Annotated in this window: 16 protein-coding genes, 1 tRNA gene and 1 pseudogene; 14 read left to right on the plus strand and 4 right to left on the minus strand. The window is 54.4% G+C overall.

What is annotated here, in order from left to right; translation table 11 throughout:
• A pseudogene (locus CSE6_RS26650) lies at nt 1–269 on the plus strand (AlpA family transcriptional regulator); the annotation flags it as partial.
• Nucleotides 270–452: 183 nt separating this feature from the next.
• Here CSE6_RS26650 and CSE6_RS25160 read toward each other — a convergent pair.
• Complete coding sequence (locus CSE6_RS25160; RefSeq protein ID WP_370545731.1) at nt 453–1,217, minus strand: LuxR C-terminal-related transcriptional regulator; 765 nt, start codon at nt 1,215–1,217, stop codon at nt 453–455.
• 593 nt (nt 1,218–1,810) lie between these two features.
• Here CSE6_RS25160 and CSE6_RS26280 point away from each other — a divergent pair.
• The 3 genes from CSE6_RS26280 to CSE6_RS25180 all read left to right on the plus strand — a co-directional run bounded on the left by CSE6_RS26280 (nt 1,811) and on the right by CSE6_RS25180 (nt 3,614).
• Complete coding sequence (locus tag CSE6_RS26280) at nt 1,811–2,434, plus strand: hypothetical protein (protein WP_232776547.1); 624 nt, start codon at nt 1,811–1,813, stop codon at nt 2,432–2,434.
• Between the two features lie 250 nt (nt 2,435–2,684).
• Nucleotides 2,685–3,251 (plus strand): hypothetical protein, encoded by a 567-nt coding sequence (locus tag CSE6_RS26285; RefSeq protein ID WP_238585813.1) that lies wholly within the window; start codon nt 2,685–2,687, stop codon nt 3,249–3,251.
• A gap of 30 nt (nt 3,252–3,281) precedes the next feature.
• Nucleotides 3,282–3,614 (plus strand): hypothetical protein, encoded by a 333-nt coding sequence (locus CSE6_RS25180; protein ID WP_012839430.1) that lies wholly within the window; start codon nt 3,282–3,284, stop codon nt 3,612–3,614.
• Nucleotides 3,615–4,101: 487 nt separating this feature from the next.
• Here CSE6_RS25180 and CSE6_RS25190 read toward each other — a convergent pair whose 3' ends face one another.
• Together CSE6_RS25190 and CSE6_RS25195 are read right to left on the minus strand one after the other, a co-directional pair.
• Complete coding sequence (locus CSE6_RS25190; protein ID WP_059441810.1) at nt 4,102–4,767, minus strand: hypothetical protein; 666 nt, start codon at nt 4,765–4,767, stop codon at nt 4,102–4,104.
• A gap of 150 nt (nt 4,768–4,917) precedes the next feature.
• On the minus strand, nt 4,918–5,400 hold the full coding sequence (locus CSE6_RS25195; RefSeq protein ID WP_059441811.1) for a thermonuclease family protein: 483 nt from the start codon (nt 5,398–5,400) through the stop codon (nt 4,918–4,920).
• A 249-nt stretch (nt 5,401–5,649) separates the two neighbouring features.
• Between CSE6_RS25195 and CSE6_RS25200 the strand changes: the two genes are divergently transcribed.
• Both CSE6_RS25200 and CSE6_RS25205 read left to right on the plus strand, forming a co-directional pair.
• Nucleotides 5,650–5,723 (plus strand) — tRNA-Gly (locus CSE6_RS25200).
• Nucleotides 5,724–5,810: 87 nt separating this feature from the next.
• Nucleotides 5,811–7,730 (plus strand): site-specific integrase, encoded by a 1,920-nt coding sequence (locus CSE6_RS25205; protein WP_152668666.1) that lies wholly within the window; start codon nt 5,811–5,813, stop codon nt 7,728–7,730.
• A gap of 24 nt (nt 7,731–7,754) precedes the next feature.
• Here CSE6_RS25205 and CSE6_RS25210 read toward each other — a convergent pair whose 3' ends face one another.
• A complete protein-coding gene (locus tag CSE6_RS25210) occupies nt 7,755–8,249 on the minus strand; it encodes a hypothetical protein (protein ID WP_059441813.1) in 495 nt (164 codons plus the stop codon).
• Between the two features lie 212 nt (nt 8,250–8,461).
• Here CSE6_RS25210 and CSE6_RS25215 point away from each other — a divergent pair, with 212 nt between their 5' ends.
• From CSE6_RS25215 to CSE6_RS25250, 8 genes are all read left to right on the plus strand, one after another.
• Nucleotides 8,462–9,187: a recombinase family protein gene (locus CSE6_RS25215; RefSeq protein ID WP_083994833.1), complete on the plus strand. Its 726-nt coding sequence runs from the start codon at nt 8,462–8,464 to the stop codon at nt 9,185–9,187.
• 27 nt (nt 9,188–9,214) lie between these two features.
• Nucleotides 9,215–11,806, plus strand: a complete 2,592-nt coding sequence (hsdR, locus tag CSE6_RS25220; RefSeq protein ID WP_059441815.1) for an EcoAI/FtnUII family type I restriction enzme subunit R — start codon at nt 9,215–9,217, stop codon at nt 11,804–11,806.
• Between the two features lie 63 nt (nt 11,807–11,869).
• On the plus strand, nt 11,870–12,517 hold the full coding sequence (locus tag CSE6_RS25225; RefSeq protein ID WP_059441816.1) for a hypothetical protein: 648 nt from the start codon (nt 11,870–11,872) through the stop codon (nt 12,515–12,517).
• A gap of 68 nt (nt 12,518–12,585) precedes the next feature.
• Nucleotides 12,586–14,079 carry a class I SAM-dependent DNA methyltransferase gene (locus CSE6_RS25230; RefSeq protein WP_059441817.1) on the plus strand — a complete coding sequence of 498 codons (1,494 nt, stop codon included), beginning with the start codon at nt 12,586–12,588 and terminating at the stop codon, nt 14,077–14,079.
• An 11-nt stretch (nt 14,080–14,090) separates the two neighbouring features.
• On the plus strand, nt 14,091–15,770 hold the full coding sequence (locus tag CSE6_RS25235; protein ID WP_059441818.1) for a restriction endonuclease subunit S: 1,680 nt from the start codon (nt 14,091–14,093) through the stop codon (nt 15,768–15,770).
• Between the two features lie 113 nt (nt 15,771–15,883).
• Nucleotides 15,884–17,431 (plus strand): DUF262 domain-containing protein, encoded by a 1,548-nt coding sequence (locus CSE6_RS25240; RefSeq protein WP_059441819.1) that lies wholly within the window; start codon nt 15,884–15,886, stop codon nt 17,429–17,431.
• Nucleotides 17,428–19,494, plus strand: a complete 2,067-nt coding sequence (locus CSE6_RS25245; protein ID WP_059441820.1) for a DUF262 domain-containing protein — start codon at nt 17,428–17,430, stop codon at nt 19,492–19,494. Before CSE6_RS25240 ends, CSE6_RS25245 begins: the two co-directional genes overlap by 4 nt.
• A 64-nt stretch (nt 19,495–19,558) precedes the next feature.
• Nucleotides 19,559–20,412 (plus strand): Abi family protein (locus CSE6_RS25250; protein ID WP_059441821.1); only part of this gene is annotated, 854 nt, incomplete at its 3' end.

Genomic DNA, 20,412 nt, shown 5'->3' on the forward strand with positions numbered 1-20,412 from the left:
TGGAAGCCTACGACACTTTGGTTGAGATTGGTTACGCCAGGGCGGCCGGTAAGAGGGTGATAGTGATTACGTCACCGGCACTTCATAGGCCACCGCTTAACGATGCTTGGAGTCGTAGGTTCTGGTTTGCTATCCGGGCTGCGGATCGGCACATTGAATTGCCAGACCACCCTGGCAGCACGTCAAAGGAGCATTGGCAATTGGCTCATGCACAAGCAGCAATGCTGGTTGCGGAGTGGTATCCAAGCACCATGGTCTCTACCACCTAAAGCTTTGTCCATACCCAGGCTGCGAAGGCTTTTGAACATTACCAAACAGGGGCTGCACAATTGAAAGCAGTCAGGTAAAAAGCGTCAGCAACCAAGCTCTCTTATCAAAAATACTCAATCAAAGAATATCGGTAAGAAAAATTCCATTTATCTCGAACTTAAAATTCAGGTAAAAAAGAGAGTTTAAATGATACCTGTCAGCATCGCATATCTGACAGCTTGTGCTCTGGTTCTGACCTGCATTTTTCCGTAAATATTTTTTACATGTGTTGCCACGGTCAAAGGGCTGATTTCTAAGTAGGACGAGATCTCTTGAGTTGTTTTTCCTTGAGCTATCAACTTCAATATATCTATTTCTCTTTCAGTCAGTGACTCAAATTTTTTATGCGTGAAGATTTTTTCTCCCTGCATAGCTGCATTGAATATTTTTGGAATGATTTTTTTCGCCACCCGGGGAGATATCGCAGCTCCACCATTGGCTACTTCCAGCACGGCCTGCAAATAGCTTCCAAACCACGAATTCTTCACCAAGTATCCAACAGCGCCTCTCTTAAGAGCATCCATGGCCGCATCGTCGCTTTCACTTGCAGAAATTGCGATGCATAGCACGTCAGGCCTTTTTAGCTGGATGGACTCCAGCAGCTCAGCTCCTTGGCCTTCGCCAATAGACAGGTCGATGAGGAGTACGTCGAACTCTTGTGAAAAGACGTTCTTGCGAGCCTCTTTGTAGCTGGAAGCCTGCCCTACCAGAAGAGTGCGCGGGTCACGCATGAGCTCCTGCGCGATCACGTTCCTGATGTGCCTGTCATCATCGACCAGAAAGACTCGCACAGGTTGGCTCTGCTGACCTTTCATGTCAGACGGCCACATACCACCGAAAGCAATAGACGCGCCTTCAGCTCTGCCGACGTCGGACCGCGAACTCATAGATGCGTCGGATAGATACATGTGACACCCCAGCAAGTAGATAGATTGGTTGGCAGTCACGCGAAAAATAAAATCTCCTTTTTTTAAAATCCACTAAAAGTAAATAAAGAAATACCTAGTTTATATTTTTACAAATTAAAACTCAAATATATGGTATTGGTTGAAGTATATGCATGAAAAATAGATGTAAACCCTTTGTTATTGAAAGAATGGATATGAAAATTAAACAGAAATATAGATTACTTTTTTTAACACTGTAAGAATTTTCCCATGGATGCTATTTATTCAATAGCGCACCATGCACAAAAAACAATAACGCAATCAATTTTTTATTGAATTTATTTTGTTAAGAAAATATTTCTAAATAGGGTATTACTGTTTCTCAGTCATTTTCTGAAACTGCCACTACCGAACGCTTGTTTTGGAACGTAACCAAGCACTCCAGAACTTGTTGACGGTTAACAGGGGACTTTGCATATCTGCAAATGGTCTTTTGCTCACACACACTCTCTCTCTTTCACTTGTCTGAAAACTCGCTATTCAAAGGAACGATCATGAAAAAGTCTGTGATTGCTATGGCGGTTATTGCGTTGGCTGGTGTTGCATCTGCTGCTGTGAGCAGCTCAAGCATTGCAGCCACAAACACGACGTCGAGCGCATCGTCTGCCACGATGTCGGGTGCGGCCAGCTCGGGCAACGGAAGTGCGCTGAGCATGAATAGTGCAACCTCCGGTGCAACGTCGAATGCAAACGCTGCTGGTGGCGCTATCGGCGCAGGCGGTTTTGGCATCGGTGGGGCAGCTGTCGGTGGTAGCGCAACTACCTTCGGTAATGTGAAGAGCCTTTCCGCCACTTCCGGCAACGGTGTTGCGGGCGGCGTAGCGGCTACCAATGCCAATGCGGGCTCGGCTGCTGCTGCCGGCTATAACGCAGGACCCGTCAACGGCACTGCCTTCGGCGGCGCCTCTTCTCAGACCGCGAATGTTGCTGCAACTGGCGCCGGCCCTGGCGGCGGCTTGGCTTACGTCCACAACAATGCGGGCACCACCTCTGGCTACAACGCCACATCGGGAGCCGTTTCCTCACCTTGGGGCTCGCTGACCAATACCACATCGAATGCAGGCTCTGTGGGTACCGTCCATCAGAATGCCGGTTCCTGGGGTAACGCCGGCTACTTCTCCAACGGTGGTGGCACCTCCGGTACTGCTGGTGCAGGCTCAACGGCCAATGCCAACTAAGGCAGCTATCCCAAGATAGTTGTGTTTGTCCCGGGTCTGGCTGCCTGGCCGGGCTCGGGCAACGTAGGAGCAAAGCATGAAATTCTCAATAGCTCTGTTAAGTCTTTGCGTTCCTTTGTGCAGCTATGCGCAAAGTGCCGACAGCAGCGCGCAAAGCTCCTCTAGCTCCTCTTCCGTGGGGGCGCAACAGAATCAGTCGATCACCATTGTCAATCCGGTTGCATCTCCGGCGGAGAGCCGATCAACGGCCATGATGGAAAGCCGATCCACGTCTACCTCCGACCAGAACATCACAACGAGCGGAACGACTACCCAGAACCTGAACAGCACTGTGTCCGGGACGTCCAAGAACATTGTGGAGTACAGCGGTACCTACACCCTGAAGAACGTTCCCAGCGTGGGCGGCCCCAATCTCACGACCAGCAATGACACCTGCATGGGCAGCAGCAGCGGCAGTGCCAACGGCCCCGGCTTTGGCGTGAGCTTCGGTACAACCTGGACGGACGAGCATTGCAAGCGCCTGAAAATGAGCCGTGAGCTCTGGAACAAGGGCATGAAGGCAGCCTCGCTGGCAATGGACTGCATGGATCCCGCCGCTCGCGTGGCACTGGAGATCACGGGTTCGAAATGCCCGCAATCCATGACCGCAGATGAGCGTCGGAACAACTACGGGCCGGATGCTTCGGCACAGGGTAGCCCAACTCCTGCTGCGCCCCCTTCAGAGGCTCAGTCGAGTTTTGCACCGGAAGTCACTCAACCAGCGGCTGTCACCTCTGTGATGGAAGATCCACGTACAGCACAGCTGTACCCCAATTAGTGGGTGTGATTCCTAATCTAGGAGGCCGCTATGGGCAAGACTCTAGCTCTTTTAGCGATTGCACTATGCAGCGCTTCGTCTTTGGCTGCACCCGACTCCAGGGCCATCAATGAACCGTTGAGCATTCAACGCCAGATCTTCGGAAGTGGCGAGCAAGGTGCAGCAGGCTCGCAGCAAGCAGAGCCGGTGGGCGACTATGGCGTCTGGCATGTGCCGCAGTACCTGCCTGGCTATCCGACCGCAGCAACGATATGGCCCCGCGCTATCCCTGTGAAATGCAAGGACAGGCAGTGCGAAGGCTATGTGATTACCCCGCAGATGGGGCCAGGTGAGTACCTGTTCTTCGTGCCTACAAGCGAATAGACTGGTCAAAGGCATAACAGGACGGCAGCACTCCTTTGGTGCTGACAGCAACTCACCTAACAAGGGCGGCTTCGTGCCGCCCTTGTTGATTGCATACTCACATCCCCTGATGAGTCGCATGCACAAGCCAGGCTTCAAACTGCAGGCGAACCAGCAGGACAAGCGCAGCGTGATCCCGATCGAGATGCACGACATTGATCAGTGGCTGGGGGGACAGTGCGGGAGGCGGGGCAACTCCTTAGATTGGCACCTGTGAATGTGTTTGATGCCGATCCAGCCTAGTTTTGGGTGCCAGGCTGTTATCGGTCATCAGCGTGCCCTCGGCGAGTTCGATCGAAGGTCCGCTCAAACAGAGAGTGGAGGCGTTCGCAGTCGGTAGCCCGCGCCGCCGCTGCGAAGCAGTGGGATGGGCGCGAGCTTTTAAACGAATGCGAACCCAGACGGTTCCCTGAATCGCGACAAAGGGGCCGATATGGCCATTTTCACTTCAGATGCATAAATGGCGCCCGAGGATCGTGTTGGCCTCGTTCAAGGCCGTGTGGAAGCTAAGGCCGGCATCGGTCACCATGAACTCGCTTCTGGCGCCACCAAGCGACAGGGAGCGCGTGAAGCCGCAGACCGATATGGGCTCCCCAATATCGAAGGGAACCCTCCAGACCTTCCCTTGCGTAGGGCGATTGCCAAGCTCGCCCATGTGGGGATTGGTCACATTGGCGAATGCGATCAGGTCTGGTGTATGGGTTGGTGCGATCACCGAGATAAGGCGCGCGAGCTCCGTGGCCGTGAGCTTGCCTTCGGCGAAGGCGATGAAGAGCTTGGCGTGGACCTCTGGTTTGCTGAAATCGTTGGCTAGCGAGATTGCCAGTACGACACGTTGTCCGAGATCCTCCATCTCCTTGCTGCTTTCGGCCGCCTTCGAGAACATCCGGTACTTCTCAATTTCTGGCAACCCATCCAGCGTTCGAATAAAGCGCGCAAGCTTCTCGGCCTCGATTCGATCACGAAGGCCTCTGACGCTCTCAGCTACTTCGAGCGCAGCCTTAATGCCGGGTAGAACTTCAAGCACCTTTCTGTCGACGGCCTTGCTCAATACGTCCGAGGTGCCCGACAATATTTTTGTAAGTTGGCCTGTAACCGTCACTGCGATCTCCATTGATTGTCATTGGACAAGTATCGCCTTTGTCTGCCCGCCGAGAAGAAGGGCGATAACTTTTATCTCAGCATCGTGCGGAGATTGCGCTACCAAGCGGTCGCCGACTCCGGCGACACGAAGACCGAGAAGGGTCGTTTACGGACTTAGGTTTTACCGAGGCTCGCGTAAGGCTTTGCGCCAATCCCATGGCGCGATGGGTTCGGCATCTCGCCAAAGTCCAACCTTTCGAGCCTTGGCCTCTTGCTCTGCAAACTCGTATTGCCCGCGCTCCTGCGGTGACTGCTCGCGGGCATAGGCGCGATACCACCAGGCCATTCCTTGTGTGATCATGGCCAAGCCCGCATCGAGTGTGCGCGGCCCGGTTGGCGCTGATGCAGGAGCAACCCAGACCGTGCAGACCTGTCGCTTGTACCGGTCTGTCTTGGTGCAGCGCAGCTCTGCCTCTTTCTGAAATGTCAGCTCGGCCAGTGCTTGGCGGGCACGCTCACCGAACGGTTGCTTGCGCTCAGGGGCGTCAATGCCCTGCAGCCTTACTTTGACCTGTTCATATTGGCCGGGCTCGCCACATCGGGCGGTCAGGGTGTCGCCGTCTGAGATGCCGACGACAAGGCAGAGAAGCGAAATGGCGATCATTTGGCACCATAGAGGCAACGGGCATCTCGCCCGAGTGCAAGGTTGCAAGGTTGCAAGGATTTCAGCACCGGCGTTCACGGGTCCTAACGGTGGAAAAACCTACACTGAAACCTATACCAGTTGGTAAAGTGCAAGCGTGCTTCATTAGGTTTCGTTGTGCTAAAATTTTTAGATGCACTAAATTGTTTTTCCTAGTGAAGACAACGATTTGCGGCAGATTTTGCAATGAAATCATGCAGTTATCAGTGTGCGGGTGTCGTTCAATGGTAGGACTCTTGCTTCCCAAGCAAATAACGTGGGTTCGATTCCCATCGCCCGCTCCAAACCGAGCCTAAGTCATTGATTTATAATGACTCCTTCGGTTTGAATGTGCCAGTTTCGTAAGCACTACTACGAGAGTGTTCTACGAGATGGATCAGATCTATCGCCGTCCAAGCGGCATCTATGCGGTTCGGATGTACGTGCCCAAGCGTCTCCAATCGATCGTCGGCAAGACCGAGCTTCACTTTTCTACCGGAAGTCGAAAGCCCGTAGTCTCCAAGATCATTGCTGCGGACATTAGAGCGAGATGGCACAGAACCTTGCATCAGCTCTCATTCATGGATTCGGAAAAAATTAAAGAAGCTCTACCGGAGCTTTTATCTACGGGCTATATCAAACTGCCCGAATTAGCAAGTCTTCTGGGTTCCGATATCACGGAAATATCCCGGATGATGTGCGATAGAAACTACCCTTTTTATATTCACTCAGAAAGGCTTGAAGGCTGGATCATAGATGACCTTGAACAGGATATAGGGCTAGGGTACTATGGGGAGGAGGTTGAGGTTGCCATAGTTCCTCAGATGTTGACCACCAGATTCGGAATAACTAGGCCGACAGGATTTATAAAATTCTATTTTGAAGACGACGTGCGGGAACTTGTATATTCCAATGCTGAATCGCATGGTGCTAGGGTTTTTCAGATTGCAACTAATAGTCGATACTTTGTCGTAAGCGGTGACGATGTGAAGTTTCGCCTGCGTGATGCATGGGTTAGGCGAACGGATGCTCAGCACTTTCGGTTTGAGTTACTTGAAAAAGTCAGAAAAATTGAAGCGGTCATTGGTGTCAAGAAAAGAGATGAAGGACCGAAGGTCGAAACTGTAGTTGTAGACGAATCTATTCGGTTGTCGAAATTAATAGAGCAATATTTCTCCGTGAAGGTGGCTAGCTCTTCCTGGAAGTTTGATCAGCAAGATAGGCGTAGAAAGCAAGCCGATATCTTGCTGGGGTTAATTGGTGATGTTCCGTCTAAAGGTATTTCAAGAAATGACCTGCGGTTGTTTAAGTCTCAATTGGAGCATATCCCATACCGTCGGGATTTGCTGCCTAAGAAGCTTGATCTACGTGAAGCATCGATTAAAGAGTTGATGGATATAGCAAAAGCCAAGAAGTTAAAATGTATAACATCTAATGAGCAGAAGAAAATATTGGATGGTGCGTGTTCAATATTTAAATGGGCACTCAATGAAGGTCTCTTAGAAAAGAATCCTGCGGCCGGATTGTCAGAGGAAATTGTCGTCAAGCGCAAACGAGCTCAAGATGAACGCTGTGCACTGACTGATGAAATGCTGCTTCAGGTTTTTGGGCTCGAATGGTTTCGTGATGGTAAGGGGCATAGAACTGCAGCAGGCCGTTATCATAGCTATTCCCCTCATTATTATTGGTTGCCAGTGATTGGCCTATTCTCTGGTGCTCGCTTGAATGAGATATGTCAACTTGCTCTGAGCGATATTGTCGATATCAATGGGGTGTGGTGCTTTCATGTGACGAATGAGGATGATGATGGTAACAAGGTTGATGACAAGGATTTGAAAACCAGTAACGCTAAGCGCTTGATTCCAGTTCACCCCGAGCTGCTTCGCCTAGGGTTGAAGGATTACTGTGATGCGTTGATGAGTGCGGGCTATGAGAGGCTTTTCCCTGAGCTTAAATTTCATGCGGTGAAGGGGTACAGCAAGGATGCTGGAAAATGGTTTAATGACAGAGTGATGCTTGGGAAATTGAATATACCTCGTGATGGAAAATATACATTTCACTCTCTGAGACATAATTTCGCGGCCGCCTTGTCAAAAACTGGCATTGTTTCATCTATGAAGGCCGACTTAATGGGGCATGAGCGTAGTGATTTGATTTCGGAAGTTCGATATGAAAAAGCTGCGTCTGTTAATGACCTGAAACCATATATTGATTTGATGCGGTTTGAGATTCCTGTGATTTGTGAGTTCAATGTAGCTGAAGGAATGATGGCATTAAAGGATGCATTGAGAAGAAAGATCGACAAAAAATGAAAATCGGCCGTATCGGCCGCTTTTTTATCTTTTCTTGTAGGAGACGGGGCCTCGCATTTTAATACTTCTCATCTCAGTAAGTGCTTGGTCCCGCTGTAGCTTTGCAGCATCGCATAGATTCTCGATAGACTTCTTTAGAATCTCCGATTGTTTCCAGTCAGGACTGTTTTTGTTATCAATAAAATTGATATTGCATGTGTCAGAGCGCTGTCTAATGAAATTAATGAGTAGTAACTCGTATGCGGTCAACATAGGCTGCTTCATGTAATTTTGCACATGTTCGAGAATGGCTCTGAACTCGCCATCAATTGAATCTTTGATCATTAGCTCGACTAAAGTCATTGGGTCGAGGTCAAAAAGATCGCAAACTAGGAAGATTTTGCTCTTGGGCAACTTTTCAACTCCAGAGCGCACTGCAGAAAATTGATTGGATCTATTGAATTCAAGCAACTCGGCAGCCTCTTTGACTTTTAGGCCGCTCTTCATAAAACCAATATTGATGTATTCGTGACTTTTCATTTTTCACTCCGTTGAATGAGTGAATCATAAACGTGCTTTACGTCATATTGGATAGGAACTTTATCAGTTAGTTCTTCATTAATATTGGAAAGTAAGTTCAAACTGTATTCTGAAAGTTTGAAGCTCTGCCCAGGTAGAAATATTTCCTATTGATTTCTGTGGTCTGACTAACAACTAAACGCTCGTTCGTGTATTTAGTCAGACAGGATTTGATGATGAAAAAATATGTTGGATATTTGCGTGTGAGTACGCAGAGGCAGGGGCAGAGCGGTTTGGGGCTGGAGGCTCAGCGAACCGCCGTGCAGACTTTTGTGAGCGCGAGGGGCGGTCTCTATGTTGATGAGTTTCAGGAGGTCGAGTCTGGGCGCAAGGGAATGAAGCAGCGCGTTGAGCTTGAGCGAGCTCTGGCGCATTGCCGTCAACATAACTGCGATTTGGTGATCGGTAAGCTTGATCGGCTTGCTCGTGATGTGCGCTTCTTCCTTGAAGTCATAGACACCAGCAAGGTCACGATCTGTTTTGCCGACCTGCCGGATGTGAACCCGGTGACGCCCGAAGGTCGCATGGTGTTGGTCAGCATGGCCAATTTTGCGGAGTTTGAAGGGCGGCGTATCAGTCAGCGCACCAAGGCAGCGTTGGCAGCAGCAAAGGCAAGAGGTGTCGTGCTTGGCGGTGCTGGTGGTGCGAATCTGTCGGCCTTGAACAGCTCACGCCAAGATGCTGCAACTGCGTTTGCTGCCAGATTCAGGAGCGTGATTGCCGGGTTTCAGGCGCAGGGCATGAGCCAGCGAAAAATGGTGGTAGAGCTGAATGGGCTGGGATTATCAGCTCCAAGAGGCGGGCGGTGGTCGCTGCGGCAATTACAGATTTTGCTGAGTAGGCTTGCTAATCCAGGTTCGATTGTTGAATGTAAGGACAGCATTACATTGCAGCCATAATCATCCTATTAGAGATACGGGGATGGCATGGACAAGAAGCAGCTCAGCGAAGCCGATATTTGTGCGAAATTCATCAGCCCAGCTGTGGTGAAAGCTGGATGGAGCGAGGTCGATCAGATCTATCGTGAATACACTATCGCTCCAGGCCGTATTGTTGTTCGTGGTCAAAAAGCGCAGCGCGATAAGCAGTCGGCGCTCCGGGCTGATTACTTGCTGTGTTATCAGTTTGGACAGCCTCTCGCCATCGTTGAGGCCAAGGATAACTGCCATACGGTGGGCGCAGGCATACAGCAGGCCACTGAATACGCCGAACGTATGGGCGTGCCCTTTGCCTTTGCCAGCAATGGCGACGGCTTTGTATTCCGGGATGCCAGCTTGCTCTTCAACGGGCAGTTGCTCACCAATCTCACTATGGACGAGTTCCCGTCGCCTGCGCGTCTGTGGGCGCTCTACCAGCAGTGGAAGGGGTGGACGCCAGCGCAAACGACCGTCAACGGTTTTGCCTACCATCAAGGCGATAGCAACCGAGTGCCGCGCTACTATCAGTTGCATGCCATCAATCGCGCTCTGGAGGCCATTGCCGCCGGGCAGAATCGCGTGTTGCTGGTCATGGCCACGGGTACCGGCAAAACCTATACAGCCTTCCAGATCATCTGGCGCCTGCTCAAGAGCGGTGCCAAGAAGCGCATTCTGTTTCTGGCTGACCGCAACATCCTTGTTGACCAGACCATGGTCGGTGACTTCAAGCCCTTCAAGGGCGCGATGGCCAAGCTCAGCCCGCATGCCAAGGGCATAGAGCGTGTTGAAGCTGACGGCACCACCACGGTGGAAGAACTGGAGCTAGCTCTCACCAAGGGAAAGAAGCTGACGGGTGGCAAGCAAGTCAACAAATCCTATGAGGTTTACCTGGGCCTCTACCAGGCAGTCACGGGCAGGAAAGGCGCAGATGACGTGTTTCGCCAGTTCAGCCCGGACTTTTTCGATCTCATCATCATTGACGAGTGCCACCGCGGTAGCGCCAATGAGGATTCGGCCTGGCGTGACATCCTTGATTACTTCGGTAGCGCCACCCAAGTAGGGTTGACGGCCACCCCGAAGGAGACCGAAGACGCATCCAACATCCACTACTTCGGCGAGCCGGTCTATACCTACACCCTCAAGCAAGGCATTGAAGACGGCTTTCTCGCGCCCTACAAAGTGGTGCGCGTCGATCTGGATCGTGACACCTTTGGCTGGCGTCCACCCAAAGGCATGCTGGACGATGAAGGCAATCTCATCGAAGACCGCATCTACACTGCAGCGGACATGAATCGCAACCTGGTGCTGGGTCTGCGCGACAGGGTGGTGGCAGACAAGATCACCCAGTATCTCAAGGGCACAGACCGCAATGCCAAGACCATTGTGTTCTGTGAGGACGTGGACCACGCCCAGCGCATGACTGCCGTGCTGGCTGAGGCGAACAAGGATATTTGTGCGACGCGCCATAAATATGTGATGCAGATCACGGGTGATAACGAGGTTGGCAAGCGCGAGCTGGACAACTTCATCGACCCGGATAGCGATGACCCGGTGATTGCAGTCACCAGCAAGCTGATGAGTACGGGTGTCGATGCCCAGACCTGCAAGCTCGTGGTGCTGGACCAGAACATCAAGTCCATGACGCTATTCAAGCAAATCATCGGGCGCGGCACGCGCCTCAATGAAGAGCATGGCAAGCAGTTCTTCACCATTCTTGACTTCAAGCGCGCGACCGAGTTGTTTGCAGACAAGGACTTTGATGGTGAGCCTGTCCAGATCTACAAACCCACCGGCGACGATGACGTAGTTCCCCCGGAGCCAACAGACCCCGTGCAAGGTGACGGTGCTGTGCTGGACGGCGATAACATGCTGCCGGGCTTTGGTGATGAGGGCAACGCAGGTGATCAGACGCCGACTGGCGGCAACACCAAAGACCCCGCAGGTGTATATGGTGGTGGAGCAGGTGGTGCTGGTGGAGACAAGCCTCGCAAATACGAAATTGCCAACCGCGTCACCGTCTCCATTGCCCGCGAGCGTGTGCAGTACCTGGATGCCAACGGCAAACTGGTGACCGAAAGCCTGCGTGACTTCACCCGTATCAACTTGGCCAAGCAATACGAATCGCTCGACGCCTTCTTGCAGGCCTGGGGTAGTGCTGCCCGTAAAGAGGTGCTGGTGCAAGAGCTGCAGCACCACGGCGTGCTGCTCGATGTGCTGACCGAAGAGCTGGCGCAGGAAAAAGGCGATGGCACCGCACTGGCCGATGCCGACCCCTTTGATGTGCTGCTGCATGTGGCCTACGATCAGCCCCTGCTCACCCGCAGCGAGCGTGCCAAGCGGGCGAAGAAAAAGCTGGCGGACGATGGCGTGTATGCCAAATATGGCGACACCGCTCGCAAAGTTCTGGAAGCCTTGATCGACAAATACGCCGACGAGGGCATTTTTGCCATAGAAAATAGCGACATTCTCAAAGTGCAGCCCTTTAACCAGATGGGCAGTACCGTTGAGCTGATGAAAAGCTTTGGTGGAAAAGGCCCGCAGGGCTACCAAACAGCCTTGACTCAGCTGGCCCAGGCGATTTACCAGCCGCCGGCTGCGTAAATATCCCAAAACATAGCTGCCAGTGCTTGCTCTGCAAGCGCTGGCATTGCTTTTGATTGCACCATGCCTCACCTGATTGACAATAGAACTGCGCTGCACTTCATCAAGCATTACCAGCGCTTGCTGCTGGAGGTTGTTGCACACCCCAGTTTTCCCAAGCCTGAAACCGGTGACGTGGACTATCTGGTGCTGCTTAAGGAGGCTCGCGACTGGATGCTAGAGCACCCGCAGGTGTTAGAAGATGCGCTGGCCGCACTACGCAAGACTAAAAAGCCACTGCCAAGCGATGTGGAGCAGGCCGTGCACAGCATGCGTTTGGGGCGTTGGGTGTATTTGCGCGATACCGCGCACTACAGCATCTTGCTGCCTTTGACTGCCAATGAGTGCGCCCAAGCCTACGCCGTCAAATCCCTCACCACTCGGCTGCGCGACATGACGGGCTGCAGCGGCCTGGTGCTGCAGACAGCCCTGATGAACTACGCCGGCGGCATTGCTACCGATGGCCTCGTGGGCACGGTGGCCTATCTTGGCCCCGGCTACCGCGAAAGCTATGGTGAATACTTGGCGCAGGCGCGCACGCAAGGCCAGTTCTACCAGCAGCAGCTACCCGCCGTTGAGACTGCCTGCGTGCCACCCCCGCCCGCTGCACCCAGCGCTGAGGCACCTGCCCGCAAAACAGTGCGCGCCCGTAAAGCCGTGAAGAAATCCTAAAAGCATAGCTGCTCACGATTGAGTGATAGGCGCTAGAAGCCGTTTTTATCTAGATTGAATTTTCCCTAATGTCCAACCTCTCCAGCACCATCAAATCCATCCAAGACACCATGCGCCAGGACAGTGGCGTGGATGGCGACGCGCAGCGCCTGTCTCAGCTCACCTGGCTGCTGTTCCTCAAAGTGTTTGATGCGCTGGAAGAAGAGCTGGAATTCACCCAGGACCACTACCAAAGCCCCATTCCTGAAGCGCTGCGCTGGCGCAACTGGGCGGGCGATGAAGAAGGCATGACGGGCGATGCACTGCTGGACTTTGTGGACAACCAGCTCATCCCCACCTTGGGCAACCTGCCCGGCAGCATCGAACAAAACCCGCGTGCCTATGTGCTGCGCAGCGTGTTTGATGACACCTACAACTACATGAAAAGCGGCCATCTGCTGCGCCAGGTCATCAACAAGCTGGCGGTGATTGACTTCAACCGCCAGGCAGAGCGTCACCAGTTCAACGATCTGTACGAAAAGCTGCTCAAAGACCTGCAGGCTGCCGGCAATGCGGGTGAGTTCTACACGCCCCGCGCCGTCACCCAGTTCATGACCGACATCCTCAACCCGCAGTTGGGCGAAACCGTCATGGACCCCGCCACCGGCACCGGCGGTTTTTTGGTCTGCGCCATTGAGCATTTGCGTAAGCAAGCGCAAACGCCTGAGCAGCAAGCCCTGCTGCAAACCGCCGTGCGCGGTGTGGAGAAAAAGCCGCTGCCCCACAGCCTGTGCGTCACCAACCTCATGCTGCACGGCATTGAGGTGCCCAGCCAGATCAGAAACGACAACACCCTGAGCCGCCCGCTGCGCGACTATGGCAAAGCCGATCAGGTGGACATCATCCTCACCAACCCACCCTTTGGCGGCACGGAAGAACCCGGTATTGAGGACGGCTTTCCCGCCGACCTGCGCAGCCGCGAGACGGCAGATTTGTTCATGATCCTCATCATGAAGCTGCTCAAAGACGGTGGCCGCGCCGCCGTGGTGCTGCCCGATGGCTTTTTGTTTGGCGAAGGCAGCAAAAGCCGCATCAAGGAAAAGCTGCTCACCGAGTGCAATCTGCACACCATCGTGCGCCTGCCCAATGGCGTGTTCAACCCCTACACCGGCATCAAGACCAACCTGTTGTTCTTCACCAAGGGCCAGCCTACCGAGCATGTCTGGTACTACGAACACCGCTACCCCACGGGCGTGAAGAACTACAACAAGACCAAACCCATTCGCATTGAAGAGTTTGAGGTGGAAAAAGCCTGGTGGGGCAGCGCCGCTGATGGCTACGTCAGCCGGGTGGAAAACGAGCAGGCATGGAAAGTCAGCCTGGACACCCTGCGCGCCGCCAACTGGAACCTGGACCAGAAAAACCCCCATGTGGGCGAACAGATCAGCCACGACCCGGACGAGCTGCTGGCCGACTACGCCCGCCTGCAAACCGAAGCCCAGACGCTGCGCGATGAACTCAAGCACATCCTGGCCCAGTCGCTGGGCGGAGCTATTGCAGCCAAAACGGCCACTGGCGCTTAAGGAATAAGCGCATGTTGCTATCAAATATGGAATTATTGGCTACCGCCCCCGGCGGCGTTGCCAAACTGCGTGAACTGATTTTGACGCTGGCCGTGCAAGGCAAACTGGTGCCGCAAGACCCTGCGGATGAACCGGCCAGCGTGCTGCTGCAAAAGATTCGGGCGGAGAAAGACCGGCTGATTGCCGCCAAAATATTGAAGCGCGAAAAGAATGAACCTGCGCTATCTGACGAAGAACTACCATTTGAGTTGCCTGCTTCTTGGAGTTGGGTAGCACTTGGCGAGGTCATCGACATTGTGCGCGGCATTACTTTTCCGGCCAATCAAAAAACCAAAGAGGCTGCCGCTGGTCGAATTGCTTGTCTGCGCACATCGAATGTGCAGCAGACCATTGAATGGGATGACCTGCTTTTTGTGGATCGTTCATTCATGGGACGCGAGGACCAGCTTATCCAGCATCACGACATCGTGATGTCTATGGCAAACAGTCGTGAACTGGTCGGCAAGGTTGCGCTCATCGAACATATTCCTCATGCTGAAGCGACGTTTGGTGGTTTTCTCGGAGTTTTACGTCCTAGAAAAATTGATCCACGCTATGCAATGGCGGTTTTGCGAACCCCATACGCGCGGTCGTTGTTGATCGACAGCTCTAGCCAAACGACAAACATTGCCAATATTTCGTTAACAAAGCTGCGCCCTTTACAGTTTCCTCTGCCGCCAGCGACCGAACAACTCCGTATCGTCGCCCGCGTCGAAGAATTGATGCGCCTGTGCGACGCGCTGGAGGCCAAGGGCCAACTGGAGGCCATGCAACACGCCCAATTGGTCAGCACGCTGCTGGGTACGCTGACCGCCAGCGCCACGCCCGAAGAACTGGCCGACAACTGGCAGCGTGTAGCCCAGCACTATGACCTGCTGCTGGACCGCCCCGAGGCCATTGACGCGCTGGAGCAAACGCTTTTGCAACTGGCAGTGCGCGGCGTGCTGGTGCCCCAAGACCCAGCCGATGAACCAGCCAGCGTGCTGCTGCAAAAGATTCGCGCTGAAAAAGACCGCCTGATCGCCGCAGGCCAGATCAAGCGTGGCAAACCTTTGGCACCGATTACGGATGAGGAAAAGCCGTTTGCGTTGCCGGTGGGGTGGGAGTGGGCGCGTTTTGGACAGATTGCCAGCATCGCATCTAACCTTGTCTCCCCAGCACTGCATCTCAACAAGCGCCAAGTAGCTCCTGACTGTATCGAGAAGGGTACAGGCCGGTTGCTGCAAAAGCGGACTGTAGCGCAAGCAGAGATCGTTAGTCCCAATCATTTTTTTAAGCCAGGGCAGATCCTATATTCCAAAATTCGTCCTTCGCTTTCGAAAGCTGTGCTTGTCGATTTCGAAGGGCTTTGCAGTGCGGATATGTATCCGATTGAGTCGATGTTGAACTCAGATTTCTTGCTTATGTACATACTCAGTCGCCCGTTTTTGAATCAGGTGAGCATCGCGGAGAACCGGGTGAAGATGCCAAAGCTGAATCAGGAGGCTTTGGTGGCATTTACTGTGTCACTTCCTCCCCTCGCCGAGCAATCCCGCATCGTCGCCCGCGTTACGGAACTGCGCCGCCTGTGTGTCGACCTACGCCAGCGGCTGGCAGAGCGTCAGTCGGTGCAGGCCCGTTTGGCCGAGGCTTTGGTACAGGCGGCAGCGTGACAAGATCGCGAAGCTAAGTCTCCCCACATTTGCCCAAAAAGGCGATATGTGCGCGTGAAGGTGGAGGGTACCTGCGGAGTCCCAATTTAGAAGAAAGAGCCACGATGGGAAGCATGAGCGAGGGAGCTGGCATGGTGGTGATGCAGCCATTGCCAGAGGAGAGATCGTCACAGGCCCGCGCCGCAGTCTGCACCTTGCGTAGTTGGCTGGGCGATCTGGCGCTGAACATTCCACACTACCAGCGCCCCTACAAATGGAGCATGGCGCAGGTACAGCAATTGCTGCGTGATATTGAGCAGCAGGCTCAGGCGACGGCGCAGGATCAAGGGGCCAGCAGCTATCGCATGGGCACGGTGGTGGTGCATGTGGAGCAGGCAGAGGAGCGCGGTGAAGGCGGTGAGGACGTAGAAGCGGGGCAGCTGTCGGGGCAGCCCGTCTCACCGCGGCGCGTACTGCACCATATCGTGGACGGGCAGCAGCGCACGGTGACCTTGCTGCTGGTGCTGCATGCCTTGCGTGCAGAGTCCAAATTGGTTCCAGAGGAGCAGCGCGAGCCCTGGCAGAAGGAGTTACTGGCGCTGGAGCTGTTTGAGCCCAAATTTCCCAGCCCCTTGTCGCACCAACTGGTACAGGCCAATTACCAAGCCATTGCCCGTCATATTCGACAGGCGCAGTGGGGGCAAGCGCAAGTCTCGTTTTTGCTGGAGCGCTGCGAGGTGGTGCGTGTGGAGCTGTACAGCCTGACGGAGGCGTTTCAGTTCTTTGACGCGCAGAACGGACGTGGCAAGCCGCTGTGCGTGCATGATTTGCTCAAGGCTTTTCACCTGCGGGCGCTGCGCCCAGCCGAGCTGGCGTTGCAGGGGCAGGCTGTGCAGGCATGGGAGCAATGCTCGCAATCTGACCTGGAGCGGCTGTTTGCCCGTTTCCTGTTTCAAACCCGCCAGCGCAGTCGTGGGCGCGATGCTGAGTATTTTGGCAAGCGGCATGTGGGAGTGTTCAAAGGCATCAGTCTGGAGAGCAGTGCGGCTGCACCCATGAGCCGTGCGTGGCGCATGCTGGACGATGCTGTGCATTTGCTGGAGAGCCATACGGGCACGCGCGGGCGGGTGTGGCCCTGCCAACTGGATGCGCCAGTGGTCAATGGGTTGCGCTTTTTTGACTGGGTGCAGCACTACTGGGGCATGGGCTTTCATCACAAGCAAGAAGCGGGGAAGCTGCCGCCCTGGGCCCAAAAGTTTGAGCACGCGCTGGCAGAGGATGCGCGTGGCATCTTGCTGACGCTGGGGCGCTATGCAGGGCGTGACCGTAAGGGCGACTCGCATGTGCGCGCCGTGTTTGACGCGCTGCTGATGTACTACGTAGACAAATTTGGCGAGCAGGGGCTGTCGCAGGCTGTAGAGCTGGCGTTTGTCTGGGTATATGCGCGCTTGCTCAACCGTCGGGTGATGGCGGGTAGCATGGATAAATTTGCAAGTGAGGGCGGAGTCAACCCGTTTGCTGTGCTGCGCGACGCAATCACACCACAGGATTTTTTGAATATCGCCTTACCTTCTGCCTTTTACGAGCATGGCAGACCGCCATCACAGGGTTTGGAGGCGCTGCAGCGCTGGATGGAAAAGCTGGGCTATTGGCGGCAAGATGGCACTGAAGGAAGAGCATGAACAACAAGCATGAGCCTCAACTGCTGACTGTGCAGCAGGTGCTGGCAGAAGGGCTGTATTCCATTCCCGTGTATCAGCGCAACTATGCCTGGGGGGCGAGAGAGATCGGCCAACTGATTGCTGACGTGAACGACTATGCCCAGCGCAATGCGCAGAATCTGGTGCATGACTACTACATTGGCACCTTGGTGGTGTATGCGCGGCGCACTGAACAGCATCAGCACTGGGAGGTGGTGGACGGCCAGCAGCGATTGACGACGCTGAGCCTGCTGGTGTCGGTGCTGCGTGCCATGCACCCTGAGCTGGGAGGCGCTATGGCACATATGCCTTTGCAGTTTGAGTGCCGAGAAGCTTCGAGCCAGGCGCTGAAGGCAGTATTTGCGCAACCTTTGCAGGCGGCAGTACAGGCCAAAGGCAAGCCAGATGGTGATGATGCCAGCGGTGCCAGCAGCATTTGGGAGGGGTGGGCCATTATCGAAGGCTTGTTGCGTGAGCTGTCGGAAGCGCATCGCAAGGTGTTTGCTCAATTCCTGCTGGAGCGCGTTCAATTGCTGCGGGTGGATCTGCCCCCACGAACCGACCTGAATCATTACTTCGAGGTGATGAACAACCGCGGCGAGCAATTGGCCAAGCACGAGGTGCTGAAGGCGCGCTTGCTGGGGGCGCTGCAGCAACATGGTGAGCACACGGCAATGAAAGTGCTGCATACGGTGTGGGATGCCTGCGCTGTGATGGACAGGTCAGTGCAGTCTGGGTTCGTGCCGGACTTGCGCAAGCGCTTGTTTGCTGCTGACGGCAGATTGCTGCTTGTGAAAAATGCACAAGCCTTGCTGGCATGCTTTGACGGTCTTGCTGAGACGACTGCTGCTCCTAAGTCATTGATGCAACTGATAGTTGAAGGGCCCCGCAGTGTTGCAGGCGGGCAGAAGGTCTCCAGCAAGTCACTGGACGATGAGGAAGAAGAGGAGAGCAAAGCCCAGTTCGGCCCGGTGATCAATTTCCCCAACTTCTTGCTGCAAGTGCTGGCCATGATGCCGGGCGAGGAATTTGCGAACACACCGCTAGACGACAAGCACCAGCTGACGGCGTTTGAGCCATTGCTGCGTGGGGATGCGGGGCAGATTCAGGAGTTCGGCTTCAGGCTGTTGCGCTGCCGGTTTTTGCTGGACCAGCATGTGATCAAGAGCGGTGTTGACAGCCAGAGTCACGAGGAGCACTGGCAACTGCAGCGCTGCCGGTTCAGGAATGAGAAGGCGGTACTGCAGTGGGTCAATGCCTTCGACGATGCTGCTCAGGACTATGCGGAGCGCTTGCGAATGCTGCAGGCTGCGCTGCATGTGTCGTACATGCTGCCCACGCGCAAGCACTGGTTGCAAGGAGTGCTTCGCTGGCTGTACCGGCAGGACGCGGCGACAGCTGTTGATGCTGAAGCGTTTTTGCTGGCACTGGAAGGACTGGCCAAGGCCTTTGTGCTGGAGGAGGGTGCTGGCGAGGCTGAGCCTGTGACCTATGAGGCGCTAGTGCGCCGTTCAACACAGTTTTTTAAACCCCATCTACCGGATAGTGAACTGGTCAAGGCGCTGCCAAACAAGTTGACGTATGGGCGGGCCAGGTTGGTGGACTTCAATTTCTTGGACTATTTGCTCTGGCTGCAGGCCAAGCATGAGGACAAGCCGGGAGAGCAGGACTGGCGCGATTTTGCTTTCACCAGCACTCGCCGCTCAGTGGAGCACCTGCACCCGCAGACGGAGCTGTTTACGGGCAATGCGTGGGATGACGACCATCTGCATGCTCTAGGTAATCTGTGCCTGGTCAGTCATACGATGAACTCCCGCCTCGGCAACTCAGGGCCGGAGGACAAGTTCAAGCAACTGGTGAGCGAAAAGCAGAGTCAGAGCCTGAAGACCTTGGCGATGTACTCGGCGTTCTCGGTTGATGGGGCGTGGATATCAGACGGAGCCATGCTTAGACATCAGCGGGAAATGCTCGGGCTGTTGGAGGCTGCCTTTGCGGCTGACGGCTTGATTAACGGCGCGCCAGCGCCGGTTGAGGCAGTGGAGTGAGTGCAATGACCCGTTTCTCGAGCGTAGGCCGGACGTTGCTGTCGTTGTTGCAGGGAGGCTTTTGATGAGCTATCAGAAGCCTTGGCTTAGTGTGGCGGATCAACTTGCCCAGTTGCAAGCGCGCGGCATGGATATTGGAGACCCGGAGAAGGCCGCCGAGTATCTGGAGCGCATAGGTTACTACCGCTTGTCGGGCTACTGGTATGACATGCGCAAATGGCAGCCAGTGCAGGGTGGTCGTCGTGGTGAGCGTCTGGTGCTTGATCAGTTCAAGCAAGGCACTTGCCTGCGGGATGTTGCTGACCTCTATGTCTTTGACAAGCGACTGCGCATGCTGGCGCTGGATGCATTGGAGCGCATTGAGATCGCGTTGCGCGTGGACTTGTCTCACAGGCTGGGGCAGAAGGGCGCTTTTTCCTATCAGGACGCGACGCTGTTCCACCCCAACTTCGCGCAGGTTCCCAAACGATCCGGGCGGACGCAGCACGAGGACTGGCTGTCCAAGCATGACGAGCTGATTCGTCGCTCGCGCGAGAAGTTCATTGATCACTACCGGACTAAATACGGGCTGCCGCTGGCCATTTGGGTGGCGTGCGAAGTGTGGGATTTCGGCTGTATGTCGGTGCTGTTCTCGGGCTTGGCATCGGCCGAACAGGATCAGATCGCACAGGGCTACGGCCTCCCGGTAGGTAGTGGTCAGGTGTTTGCCAGCTGGTTACGGAGCCTAAATTACCTGCGCAACGTATGCGCGCATCACAGCCGTTTATGGAACCGGAACGTTGTGGATCAGCCCCGACTGCCTAGAAGCGGCACTGTGGCCGTTCTGGACGCTTTCCAGGGGCAACCGCAGCTGATTGCACGACCGTTCTTGCTACTGTGTGTTAATTTCCACGCAAAACTGACCCGCCGGGGATGCGG

It is taken from the genome of Comamonas sp. E6, assembly GCF_001010305.1.
In the GTDB taxonomy this organism is placed as follows: Bacteria; Pseudomonadota; Gammaproteobacteria; order Burkholderiales; family Burkholderiaceae_C; genus Comamonas; species Comamonas thiooxydans.

Bases quoted from the DNA above. Each gene is read 5' to 3' on its own strand.
- hsdR (WP_059441815.1), top strand. From the start codon at position 9,215: ATGGACAAGAAGCAGCTCAGCGAAGCCGATATTTGTGCGAAATTCATC.
- CSE6_RS25225 (WP_059441816.1), top strand. From the start codon at position 11,870: ATGCCTCACCTGATTGACAATAGAACTGCGCTGCACTTCATCAAGCAT.
- CSE6_RS25205 (WP_152668666.1), top strand. From the start codon at position 5,811: ATGGATCAGATCTATCGCCGTCCAAGCGGCATCTATGCGGTTCGGATG.
- CSE6_RS25215 (WP_083994833.1), top strand. From the start codon at position 8,462: ATGATGAAAAAATATGTTGGATATTTGCGTGTGAGTACGCAGAGGCAG.
- CSE6_RS25235 (WP_059441818.1), top strand. From the start codon at position 14,091: ATGTTGCTATCAAATATGGAATTATTGGCTACCGCCCCCGGCGGCGTT.
- CSE6_RS25195 (WP_059441811.1), bottom strand. From the start codon at position 5,400: ATGATCGCCATTTCGCTTCTCTGCCTTGTCGTCGGCATCTCAGACGGC.
- CSE6_RS25180 (WP_012839430.1), top strand. From the start codon at position 3,282: ATGGGCAAGACTCTAGCTCTTTTAGCGATTGCACTATGCAGCGCTTCG.
- CSE6_RS26285 (WP_238585813.1), top strand. From the start codon at position 2,685: ATGATGGAAAGCCGATCCACGTCTACCTCCGACCAGAACATCACAACG.
- CSE6_RS25245 (WP_059441820.1), top strand. From the start codon at position 17,428: ATGAACAACAAGCATGAGCCTCAACTGCTGACTGTGCAGCAGGTGCTG.
- CSE6_RS25230 (WP_059441817.1), top strand. From the start codon at position 12,586: ATGTCCAACCTCTCCAGCACCATCAAATCCATCCAAGACACCATGCGC.
- CSE6_RS25160 (WP_370545731.1), bottom strand. From the start codon at position 1,217: ATGTATCTATCCGACGCATCTATGAGTTCGCGGTCCGACGTCGGCAGA.
- CSE6_RS25240 (WP_059441819.1), top strand. From the start codon at position 15,884: ATGAGCGAGGGAGCTGGCATGGTGGTGATGCAGCCATTGCCAGAGGAG.
- CSE6_RS25190 (WP_059441810.1), bottom strand. From the start codon at position 4,767: ATGGAGATCGCAGTGACGGTTACAGGCCAACTTACAAAAATATTGTCG.
- CSE6_RS25210 (WP_059441813.1), bottom strand. From the start codon at position 8,249: ATGAAAAGTCACGAATACATCAATATTGGTTTTATGAAGAGCGGCCTA.